The organism is Bacteroidales bacterium (assembly GCA_029210725.1).
Classification (GTDB): domain Bacteria; phylum Bacteroidota; class Bacteroidia; order Bacteroidales.
This window is the reverse complement of record JARGFM010000052.1, coordinates 1-11,485: the sequence shown is the minus strand read 5'-3', so window position 1 is coordinate 11,485 and position 11,485 is coordinate 1. Positions and strand designations below refer to the sequence as shown.

The following is an 11,485-nucleotide window of genomic DNA, read 5'->3' as shown; positions in this document are numbered from 1 at the left end:
ATAAATGAGGCCTATCTTTATGTGTCCCTGATAGTTATAGCGTTTTAGACTTTATCTCGTGATAAACTCACGCTAGGATCTGTTCCCGGTCCGGGGGAGGCCCGTTTGCCCTTTCACCGGATGCCCAGGTATTCCATGACGGCTTCGTCGCCCTGCAGGGCATTCTCCGGAAGAGGATGGTCAATGTCAAACACTTTCAGTTGTTCAGCTTTCAGGATGGTCACAAAGTCCTCCCGGTATCCATGGTCATAAGGAAGGGCATTCAGGTTGAGCCGGAGGTGGTGCCCCAGGAAATTATAAGCGGCGGCTCTTTTGGAGGGCCCGTAATCGTGTTTCTCCAGGGGCAGGTGTACATTCTCCACCCTGTTTTCGGCCTTGTACAGTTCATAGACCTGCCGGATATACGGGAACTCGATCCGGGGAGTGTTGCGGGTCCAGTCGGCCCCGTCAGAGACCAGCAGCAGGGGGCGCGGGGCGCAGAGGGCTGCGATCTCCACATTGTTGGTCTGATGATGCCCGCTTTTGTGTACGGGCATCCCGCTTTCGCAAACACATCCTCCGAAAAAATGGGCCGACACCTGTACCACCGGTGCCGAAACGCGGATCCGCTTATCAATGGCTGTAAGCATAAAGGTCTGGGTGCCGCCGCCCGATCCGCCGGTCATCCCGATTCGTTCCGGGTCCACGTCCGGCCTGGAGAGCAAATATTCCAGAACCCGCCTGCTGTTATAGGTTTGCAGCAGCAGGGCAATGGGCATCCGGTGGGTGACCTGCTGCGACTCTCCATAACCCACCATGTCGTAGGCAAAGACAATGGCTCCCATACGGGCCAGGGCGGCACAGCGGATCTGAACATCGGCGGTTAAGCGTTTGTCGGCAGCATGTCCGTGCGGACAGAGCACGGCAGGATTTAGTTCCCCCGGCTGAAGGGGGGTATAGAGATTTCCCGTGATCCAGAATCCGGGGAAACTCTCCACGGCGATGTTTTCGACCACGTAGCCGTCCATCTCCCTGCGGTGGCGGATCCATGGATGGAAATGCCCTTCGATCACCGGCATTTTTTCAAGCTGCATCCCCTGGATGATGCCTTCCCTGATCAAATCTGCCCGGGCCTCCCAGGACTCCAGGTTGTTCCAGGAAGAACGGAACTCTTTCATTTTCAGATTGGCATCATCTTCGCTCCAGTGGGCTCCCACGCAGAGCATCGACTCCTGTGCCGAAACCGGAAGGAGAAACAGGCCGAAGAGCAGGAGGGAGAGAGACATGAAGAAAGGGTGTAAGGATTTCATTGGGACAATTTTTTAATGAATGAAAATGCATGGTCCATGGTAGTACATGAAGATAAGCAAAAAGAAGAACTCTCAGGACTCCCGGTTATTTTTGGATCAGGGAGGATGTTTTTTTTTTCAGCAATTTTATAAGTACTTTATGACTATATTCCAGGGCTTATGGAAATAACCATTCTTGACAGCAAGGCTGCCCTTGGACGAGCAGCTGCGGAAAAAGGGGCAGGCCATATTTCAAGGGCCATCGGGAGGAGGGGCTCGGCCACCATCATCCTGGCTACGGGGGCCTCCCAGTTTGAAATGCTGGGCGAACTGGTACGATCCGGCCTGGACTGGTCTGCTGTTACTGTGTTCCACCTGGACGAGTACCTCGGAATACCGGAAAGCCATCCGGCCTCCTTCCGGAAATATCTGAGGGAGCGCTTTGTGAACCTGGTTTCACCTGCAGCTTTCTACCCCATCCATGGAGAGGCCAATCCGGAAGAGGAGTGTGCCAGGCTGGGCCGGATGATCGAAAAGCACCAGGTAGATGTGGCCTTCGTGGGAATCGGGGAGAACGGCCACCTGGCTTTCAACGATCCGCCGGCCGATTTCGGGACCGAAGATCCCTATATCGTGGTGGAATTGGATGAAGCCTGCCGCCGCCAGCAAATAGGGGAGGGCTGGTTCCCTTCCCTGGAGTCGGTCCCGTCGCGTGCCATCAGCATGTCGGTCCGCCAGATCATGAAATCAGAAACGATCATCTGCAGCGTGCCTGATGCCCGGAAGGCCATAGCGGTTAAGAACACCCTGGAAGAGATTGTTTCGCCCCTTGTGCCTGCCTCTATTCTTACCACCCATGCAGATGCCTGCCTTTTCCTGGATAAAGAATCTGCCTCCTTGCTGAAAGGAACTGCTACATGACAGGAATCGACTACCTGATTATCATTCTTTTTTTTCTGGGACTTATAGGTACCGGAGTCTGGGCCTTCCGGAAAAAAGTAAAGAGTCCGGACGATTTTTTCGTGGCGGGAGGGAAACTGCCCTGGTGGCTGGCGGGGATCTCCCACCATGTATCGGGCTATTCCGGGGCCGTGTTTGTCGCCTATGCTGCCCTGGCCTATACCTACGGGATCTCGGTCTATTTCTGGTGGGCCCTGACCATCTTTGCCGGTCTGATCGCAGGCTCCACCTTTATGTCACCGGCCTGGGCCCGCCTGCGGATCAGGTACCAGATCCAGTCGCCCACCGAATACCTGCTCCGGCGCTACAACCGGGCCACCCAGCAGGTCATTGCCTGGAGCGGAGTGTGCCTGAAGCTTTTTGATATCGCTGCCAAATGGGCCGCCATAGCCATCCTGCTGAACGGTTTTACCGGTCTGCCCGTGATGGCCGGAATCCTGCTGGCAGGGGGAGTCTCCCTGGTCTATATCTCCCTGGGGGGGATCTGGGCCGATGTGTGGAACGACCTTTTCCAGTTTTCGATCCAGTTGGTGGCCGGGGTGGTGATGCTGGTAGTGGTAGTCGCGGAGCTGGGAGGGATCCGGGAGGCTTTGCATGTCTGGGAACGCCTGCCCGCCGGCCATACCAATCCCTTTCCGGAGCCCTATACCATCTGGTTCGCCCTTACCTTCCTGGTACTCAATTTTCTGAGTTACAACGGGGGAACCTGGAACCTGGCCACACGCTTTATCTCCCAGCCCTCCGAAGCCAGTGTAAGGAAATCGGCCCGCCTGTCGGCCCTGCTCTACCTGCTGTGGCCCCTGGTGCTGTTTTTCCCCATGTGGTGCACCCCCATTTTCTTCCCTTCCCTGGAGAATCCGGAGAACTCCTATGCCCGGCTGGCCCTGGAGTTTCTGCCGCCCGGACTGGTTGGCCTGGTTCTGGCATCCATGTTTGCCAATACCCTGACCATGACCTCCTCCGATGCCAATACCATTACCGCAGTACTGAACCGGGATATCATCCCCTATTTGTTTCCAAAGCGCCGGGAGGGAATCAGGACCCTGCGGGTGATCCGCTTTACCTCGGCGGGCTTCCTGGCGCTCACCATCCTCATTGCCCTGAACGCCGATACCTTCGGGGGAGTACTGGGACTGATCATCTCCTGGTTTGCGGCCCTGCTGGGACCGGTATCGGTCCCCATGATGATGGGCTTGCTTCCTGCCTTTAAGCGGATGGATCACCGGGCTGCCCTGTTGTCCATCGGGAGCGGCCTGCTTACCTTTGTGATTGCTAAATTTATTGTCGAGATTCCCCTGGCGGCTGAAATCGGCTCGCCGGTAGCGGTCACTTTCCTGTTGTACTGCCTGGTGGGACTCCTGCTCAGTAAACCCTTAAAAAAACCCTGACATGGATAAAGAGCCACATACTATCCTGGAAGGGATCCATTACAGAAGCCGCCGGGTGATCCGGCTGGGAATGCGAAACGGATCCATCTACAGCATAAGCGAAGAGGGGGGAGCATCGTTCTCCTCCGAAAAAAGCAGATCCTTGCTTCCTGTGATTGCACCCGGTCTGGTCGATCTGCAGATCAACGGAATGAGAGGAGTCGATTTCAACGACCCGGAACTGCTTCCCCGCCAGGTGGAAGAAGTGGCCCCGCTGTTGCTCGAAGAGGGAGTTACCCGCTTTTACCCCACCCTGATCACCGGACCTGCCGGTCGAACCTCCTGCCTGATCAGGACCCTGAAGGAGCTGCGTCATAGGGATGGTCTGGCAGGGCGCATGATCGGAGGCATTCATCTGGAGGGTCCCTTTATTTCCAGGGAGGAAGGACCCCGGGGCGCCCACCCGGAGGAGTATTGCCTGGATCCGGATATCCCGCAAATAGAGCGCTGGCAGGAGGAGGCAGAGGGTTTGATCAGGATCATCACCCTGGCCCCGGAACTCCCCGGATGCGAAGCACTGATCAGGGCCTGTGTAAAACTGGGCATGGTGGTGGCCATCGGACACACGGCAGCAAATACCGGTCAGATTCTCAGGGCGGTAAAAGCCGGAGCCACCCTGTCGACCCATCTGGGGAACGGGTGCCACCCGGTACTTCCCCGCCACCCCAATTATATCTGGGATCAGCTGGCCAGTGAAACACTGTATGTAAGCATGATAGCAGACGGCTTTCATCTGCCCGATTCGGTTCTGAAGGTATTTTCCGGAATTAAAAAAGAAAGGACCATCCTGGTCAGCGACGGGATGTCCTTCACCGGAATGGAGCCGGGCCTCTACATCTCGCCATCCACCGGGGCCGTACAACTGACTCCCGCGGGTAAGCTGCACCGCGAGGGCGATCCCGGCCTGCTGGCCGGTTCTGCCGGCACCTTACTGGAGGGGGTGCGGAAGATGAGTTTTATGTGCGGACTGACCAGGGCCTGGGAGATGGGATCGGTCAACCCCCTGAACCTGATGAACCTGGCTATGGGCGACGGACTCCGGGTAGGGGCTCCGGCCGACCTGGTACTGCTGGACGGGGGGGCCTGCAGCCTCACTATCAATCAGGTTTATAAGAACGGGATCCTTCGCAGCGGGTGAGCGGAAGACCGCGCTGTCCGCCCTCCGGAAGGTGCTGCCCCGCCCCCGGACTTTTTGCTGCGCTTGCTGTAGTTGTTAAAGGTGAGGTAGAAGGCGTACCACAGGGTGAGCAGAATAATCGGGAGCACCACGTAGTTGTCCAGGTAAAAAGCCGTAAAGGTGAACACACAGTTTTCCGCGGGATTGTTCGGCCTGTAAATGACAGTCAGCCGTCGCCCGTCCTGGTATTCATAGTTGACCGGCCCGTAGGCCCTGTAAACGACCCCTTCCGCCTGAAATTCAATCTCACTGACCTCTGCCGGGTAGCTCTGACCCGGAAGCTTATCGATCATCCGCATCACATACCGGGTCACCGTGCCGGTGGTCCGGTCGCCGGTGGCCAGCAATTGCCAGTAACGGGAAACAGGAAGCAGAAGGATCAACAGGCAGATCCCTCCAAAGGCCCATTTACTGATGCGGTATACTTTCATTTCAGGTGTTGTTAAATATACACGGCATGCAGAATAAAAACAAATCGCTAAATTGAGTTTTCAATTCAGCTAAACATCCGATAAAATTTAAATACTTATGAAGAAAGCAGGAATTTTCGCAGCACTTTCACTGCTGCTGGGTATAACGAGCATGGCTCTTTCGGGAATCGATCCCACCGATACCCGTTTGATGGAGCAACCCGCCATCAGCCAGGATCACATCGCTTTTATCTATGCCAACGACCTCTGGGTGGCCAGGCTGGACGGCAGCCAGCCCAGGCGCCTGACCATCAGTGAGGGCACAGAATCCAGGCCCCATTTCTCGCCCGATGGAAAGCATATTGCATTCAGCGGCGAGTACGACGGAAACACGGATGTATTTCTTCTGCCTGTAGAGGGGGGGATCCCCGAACGGCTTACCTGGCATCCCATGGCCGACCAGGTGGCCGGGTTCACTCCCGATGGTTCGAAGGTCCTTTTCCTTTCCATGCGCAACGTCCATACAGGGAGGTTCCTGCAGCTGTTCACGGTCCCCCTGGAAGGTGGGTTCCCGGAAAAGCTGGTGATCCCCAATGCCTACCATGCCTCTTACTCACCGGATGGAAGTTCCATGGTTTACACTCCCATAGGCGACCGGTTCAGGCAGTGGAAGAACTACCGCGGAGGGACCATGTCCACCCTCTGGATCTTCTCTTTTGAGGACCATTCCAAAACAGAAATTCCCAGGTCCGAAGGGGGATGCAACGATATAAACCCCATGTGGATCGGTGATCTGATCTACTTCCTCAGCGACCGCAACGGGGAGTTTAACCTTTTTAGCTATCATACGGGAACCAAGGAAGTAAAGCAGCTGACGCAGTATGAGGATTTCCCCATCATCAGCGCTTCTCACCATAAAGAGCAGATCATTTACGAGCAGGAGGGTTATCTGCACACCTTCGATACCGGAAACGCCAGGTCCGAAAAACTGACTATCGGCATTGCCACCGACCTGCTGGAGCTTCGTCCCCGCTATGTGAAGGGCGACCGCTACATCCGTTCGGCCCATGTCTCCCCGTCCGGAGCCCGAGCCGTCTTCGATTTCAGGGGGGAGATTTTCACGCTGCCTGCCGATAAGGGCGATCCGCGCAACCTGACCCTGACCAGCAGCGCCCATGAGAAATACCCGGCCTGGTCGCCCGATGGAAAAGAGGTGGCCTATTTTTCCGATGCCACCGGGGAATATGCCCTGCATATCAAGCCGCAGGACGGCCGCGGGGAGGCCAGGGTCCTTCCGCTTACAGGGACAGGATTCTACAGCGATATTCACTGGTCGCCCGACAGTAAGAAGCTCAGCTACGTGGACAACGGAAGAAATTTCTATCTGATGGATTTGGCTTCCGGTGCAGTGACCAAAATCAATTCCGATGCTCTGTACCGGCCCGGACCCTTCCGGCCGGCGCATGGCGACTGGTCGGCCGATTCCAGGTGGATCGCCTATACCAGGCTTACCAGGACCAATTTTGAGCAGGTCCTCCTGTATTCGGTTGAGCAGAACAAGTCCTTTGAAGTGTCGGACGGACTGAGCAATGCCGTAGAGCCTGTATTCGACCGGGGGGGCAAATACCTCTATTTCCTGGCATCCACCGATGCCGGCCCGGTGGTCAACTGGTTTGACCAGTCCAGTGCCGACATGGAGATGACCAGCCATATCTACCTGGCCACCCTGCAGAAAGAGACCCTCTCTCCCTTTGCCAAAGAGAGCGATGAGGAGGAGGCTGGCGAAGAGAAGGCAGAGAAGAAGGAAGAGGCGGAAGAAAACAAGCCGGGGAAGAAAAAGAAGGAGGCAGAAGAAGAGGAACCGGAGAAGGAGGTGAAAAAGGTAGAAATTGACCTGGAGGGGATCCAGAACCGGATCATCGATCTGCCGGTGGATGGAGGGGACCTGAGCGGACTCGGATCGGCCAGGGAGAACCAGCTGATTTACCTGGTACGGAGTGAAGGGAAACGGAGCATGCATCTCTACGACCTGGAGAAACGGGAGGATAAGGAGGTGGCAGAGATCGACTCGTATGTGCTCAGTGCCGACGGGAAGAAGATGCTCTACCGCAAAGCTTCAAAATGGGGCATTGCCGATGCAGGAGCCAAGCCAGACCCGGAGAAAGGGAACCTGAATACGGCCGCCATCGAAGTAAAGATCGATCCCCTGTCCGAATGGCCGCAGATCTTTGATGAGGTCTGGCGCATCAACCGCGATTACTTTTACGATCCCGGCATGCACGGGGCCGACTGGCCGGCCATGAAGGAGAAATACGCTCCCTTCCTGGAGCACCTGAGCTGCAGGAATGATCTGAACAAGGTGATGATGTGGATGTGCAGTGAAGTGGGAGTGGGGCACCACCGCCTGGGAGGCGGCGATATGCTGGGTGCAAGCGAAGGGGTGAAAGGCGGACTGCTGGGAGCCGACTTTGCCGTGGAGAATAAGCGCTACCGGATTGTCAAGGTCTTTGAGGGACTCAACTGGAACCCCAGACTTCGTTCTCCGCTGACCGAGCCCGGACTGAATGTAAAGGCGGGCGAATACCTGATCAGGGTAAACGGGAAGGAACTGACCGCCGCCACAAACCTTTACCAGCCCTTTGAGAACAGTGCGGGAAAGATCGTCTATCTGACCGTAGGCCCCAATCCCGATGGTAGCGGGTCCAGGGAGATTCAGGTGGTCCCGGTGGAGAGCGAATATGCCCTGCGGAACCGCGACTGGGTGGAGGGAAATCTGAGAAAGGTGCATGAAGCCACCGGCGGACAGGTGGCCTATGTCTATGTCCCCAATACGGCCGGGGCCGGACACGAGTATTTCAAGCGTTACTTCTTTCCCCAGGCCGATAAGAAGGCCATTATTATCGATGAACGTTATAACGGGGGCGGATCCCTGGCCGACTACTACATCGATATCCTGATGCGCCCTTACCAGGCCCACTGGAACATGCGCTATACCAATGATTTCAAATCGCCAAGCGCCTCCATCCAGGGGCCCAAGGTGATGATTATCGACGAGAATGCCGGCTCGGGAGGCGATATGCTCCCCTGGATGTTCCGTAAGTTCAATGTGGGAACCCTGGTGGGCAAGACCACCTGGGGCGGACTGGTCGGGGTCCTTGGATTCCCCGAGCTGGTCGATGGAGGCTTTGTCACGGCACCCAATGTGGCCATCTGGACCGAAGATGGATTTATCGTGGAGAATGTGGGCGTTGCCCCCGATATCGAAGTGGAGCAGACACCGGCAGAGGTCATCGCAGGCGGGGATCCGCAGTTGGATAAAGCCATCGAGGTGGCTCTGGAGCAACTCAGGAAGAATCCGCCCAGAGAGCCCGTGCGTCCTCCGTATCCCGTCCGGGTCAGGAAATAGGCCGGGTCTGTAGTCCGAAATCCCGGTGTTTTACCGGGGTTTACGGATAGTTAGAGATTGAGGTACATCTCTCAGTGAATTATCAGGAAAGAGCTCTCCGATATGTAATGAGAGTAGATATATTTTTATTTAACAGATAAGAACTCTAAGCACCCAATCATGAAAAAGATCAATTTTTGCGCCTGGTTAATATTCATTGGCTTATCTCTCACTGCTCAGGAATACGGTGATTTTACAGATGCCCGCGATGGCCGGGTATACAAAACGATTCAAATTGGTTCTCAGGTCTGGATGGCCGAAAATTTAAATTTTACCGCTGAAGGTGATGGGGTTATTTATCCAAACAATCCAAGTCTGGCGGAAGCCTACGGGAGGATCTATTGCTGGGAAGTGGCCTTGGAAGTTTGTCCGGATGGATGGCATCTCCCGTCAGACAGTGAGTGGACCGCCTTAACAGAGACACTTGGAGGTATAGATATTGCTGGAGATAAGATGAAATTGCCCGGCAAGCTCTGGCTGACATTGAACGAGGGAGCTAACAATGAAAGTGGATTTTCTGCCGTGCCCGGCGGCTACCAGAAGTATCCGGATCTTTCCAACTATCATTTCATGGGCTACCTGGCTCATTTCTGGTCCTCGACCGAGAAAACGGCTTCATCTGCCATAGGCCGGGGGCTTGATTTCGGCGGGTCAGACCTGTCTATAGGCCATTTCTATAAAAATTGGGGCATGTCCGTTCGCTGTGTGAAGGATGAATAATTCTTGCTGTTAAGCGATTCAGGGATTTCTGCATTATATTAGTTTTTATTCATACTTTGCGACCCAAGAGTATGATTTAACCGAACGGTTGTGAACCAGGTTTTTACCAGCATTCTCTTGCTGCTGTGTAGTATCACACTCACCGCACAGGACTACGATGTATTTATGGATCCGAGGGATGGTACGGTGTACCAGACGGTCACCATAGGCACTCAGGTCTGGATGGCCGAAAATTTGGACTATGCCTTCGAAGGCCCGAAGGTGATTTTCCCGAATGATGCCGGTCTGACGGATGTATTTGGCCGGGTTTATTGCTGGGAAGCGGCCATGGAAGTTTGTCCCGATGGCTGGCATCTTCCTTCCGGCGAAGAATGGCAGACTCTGGCAGATTACCTGGGTGGAGAGGCAGTCGCCGGGAGTAAAATCAAGAAAATGAGTACTTACTGGATTTCGCACACTGAAGAAGCCAGTAACGAAAGTGGTTTTTCCGCCTTACCCGGAGGCTACCTCGAGGATCCCCGGGATTCTTCCTACCCCTTTATGGGCGAAATGGGTTTTTTCTGGTCCACCGGAGAAAAATCCCGTACGGAGGCCTTTTTCCACTATGTGAAATATGACGGGAACCTGCTGAAGGCCGGAAGCGGAAAAAAGAAATTCGGGATGTCGGTCCGCTGCCTCCACGATTGAGCCGTTCAAACAGCTGCTCTTCCCGGAGCTATCTGGACCGGATCCATTGGGCAAAAAACTTATCCTGAACACTCAACCTGCCTGCGTCATTATGGATAAATTCCTTTCCGGTCAGGCTTGAAACTGCCTGGGATACTGTGCTGGCTGCACCAAGCCGATACCGGGCCAGAAAATTCCCGGAGGTGGGATTCTCCACGACACCTTCCAGGGCTATGGCTCTTAAGGTCTTGTATTGGGTAATGGTCAAAAGGTTGATGTAGTTGGCGTAGATGGGTTCATTTTCATGCAGGATGGTTTGGATGCTTTGGTCCACTTCCCTGACCCCTGTCTTTTTGAAAGAACTGAACAGGCGATTAGCGAGGAATTGCACATAAAAGGTATGCAGACCGGTATATTGGGCGATGCGATTCAGCGCTTCCTCATCAATTGTTTTTCCTCTTTCTGAAAAATGCGCCCTGATAAATGCAAAGTAGGCACTTCGGTCGATTACTTCCAGAAACATCATTTCTGTGGAGTTGAAAAACGGACGCGAAGGCTGTGAGAACATATCAGCCAGCATATGCTTCCTGCTGCCGGAAAAAATGAAGCTGATGTTGTTTGCCTTCTGCACATAGGCTCTCAGTCGGGCTTCAACATTTTTTTCCGGATAAGAGGCAATCTGCTGGAACTCGTCGATCGCAAAAACAAAGAACTTTTTCTTTTGTGCTATCAGGCTAAATACGAGATCCAGGGTTAAATCCAGTTCCTGTTCATTCCGGATATCCAGTGATATCCTTGGTTCGCCTGTGAGGGAATCGAAACCAAGGCTTGGCCGGAGTGCCGACAGTTTTCTCAGAAATCCTTTCCAGGCACTTTCGGTTTTGGAAATTGTCTGCAGCAAGGCATTGCTGAAGACTTCCGCAAACTCTCCGAACCCGGTGGTGCCCATGATGTCGAAGTAGATTGGAACGTAGGAAGAATTCTTTGAAATATAATCGAAAACATGCATTATTAAGCCGGTTTTACCCATTCTTCTGGAGGAAATAAGGGTGATATTCCGTTGGTTCTCTATGGCATTAATTAATCTATTCGTTTCTAACTCCCTGTCACAGAAGTATTCGTGCGATATATAGCCGCTTAACAGGAAGGGATTGATTTTCATAATATATGTTACATTATATATGTAACGCAATATATGGAATATTCTCCGGATTTCAAAATAAAGACACTGGATCGCAGACTGATGGGCGAACTTTCGGTGCCCTGGCCAGTTCTCCTGTTTTCATCACTGTTTTCGGAGTGATTTATTGAAACTGAGAAAATCAGTATTTTAGGTGCTTGATTTTTACATTTTTGGGTATCCCATTATCTTGTAAGGGTGTCCGTTAGGGAGAAAAAGAACAAAGTCGGGA

General features: G+C 53.8%; 9 protein-coding genes. 6 read left to right on the top strand and 3 right to left on the bottom strand.

Annotated features, from left to right (window positions below; all coding sequences use genetic code 11):
- Positions 1-113: 113 nt before the first annotated feature.
- The gene (locus P1P86_16245; protein MDF1576737.1) at positions 114-1,289 is read right to left on the bottom strand and encodes an alpha/beta hydrolase; all 1,176 of its coding nucleotides are present in this window, start codon (positions 1,287-1,289) and stop codon (positions 114-116) included.
- Positions 1,290-1,448: 159 nt separating this feature from the next.
- Between P1P86_16245 and P1P86_16240 the strand changes: the two genes are divergently transcribed.
- Genes P1P86_16240 through P1P86_16230 form a run of 3 tightly spaced genes read left to right on the top strand, consistent with a single transcriptional unit; the run spans position 1,449 to position 4,793 of the window.
- Entirely contained in the window at positions 1,449-2,189 is a 741-nt protein-coding gene (locus P1P86_16240) for a glucosamine-6-phosphate deaminase (protein MDF1576736.1), read from the top strand.
- Positions 2,186-3,616 (top strand): hypothetical protein, encoded by a 1,431-nt coding sequence (locus P1P86_16235; GenBank protein ID MDF1576735.1) that lies wholly within the window; start codon positions 2,186-2,188, stop codon positions 3,614-3,616. The genes P1P86_16240 and P1P86_16235 overlap by 4 nt, the downstream gene beginning before the upstream one ends.
- A gap of 1 nt (position 3,617) precedes the next feature.
- Positions 3,618-4,793 (top strand): amidohydrolase family protein, encoded by a 1,176-nt coding sequence (locus tag P1P86_16230; protein MDF1576734.1) that lies wholly within the window; start codon positions 3,618-3,620, stop codon positions 4,791-4,793.
- Here the strand turns inward: P1P86_16230 and P1P86_16225 are convergent.
- Entirely contained in the window at positions 4,763-5,263 is a 501-nt protein-coding gene (locus tag P1P86_16225; GenBank protein ID MDF1576733.1) for a DUF3592 domain-containing protein, read from the bottom strand. The genes P1P86_16230 and P1P86_16225 overlap by 31 nt on opposite strands.
- A gap of 97 nt (positions 5,264-5,360) precedes the next feature.
- On the opposite strand from P1P86_16225, the gene P1P86_16220 reads away from it, so the two are divergent.
- From P1P86_16220 to P1P86_16210, 3 genes are all read left to right on the top strand, one after another.
- A complete protein-coding gene (locus tag P1P86_16220; protein ID MDF1576732.1) occupies positions 5,361-8,648 on the top strand; it encodes a PDZ domain-containing protein in 3,288 nt (1,095 codons plus the stop codon).
- Between the two features lie 159 nt (positions 8,649-8,807).
- On the top strand, positions 8,808-9,407 hold the full coding sequence (locus tag P1P86_16215) for an FISUMP domain-containing protein (protein MDF1576731.1): 600 nt from the start codon (positions 8,808-8,810) through the stop codon (positions 9,405-9,407).
- A gap of 90 nt (positions 9,408-9,497) precedes the next feature.
- Positions 9,498-10,094: a fibrobacter succinogenes major paralogous domain-containing protein gene (locus P1P86_16210; protein ID MDF1576730.1), complete on the top strand. Its 597-nt coding sequence runs from the start codon at positions 9,498-9,500 to the stop codon at positions 10,092-10,094.
- 28 nt (positions 10,095-10,122) lie between these two features.
- On the opposite strand, the gene P1P86_16205 is transcribed toward P1P86_16210, so the two are convergent.
- Positions 10,123-11,235: an ATP-binding protein gene (locus P1P86_16205; GenBank protein ID MDF1576729.1), complete on the bottom strand. Its 1,113-nt coding sequence runs from the start codon at positions 11,233-11,235 to the stop codon at positions 10,123-10,125.
- Between the last annotated feature and the right edge of the window lie 250 nt (positions 11,236-11,485).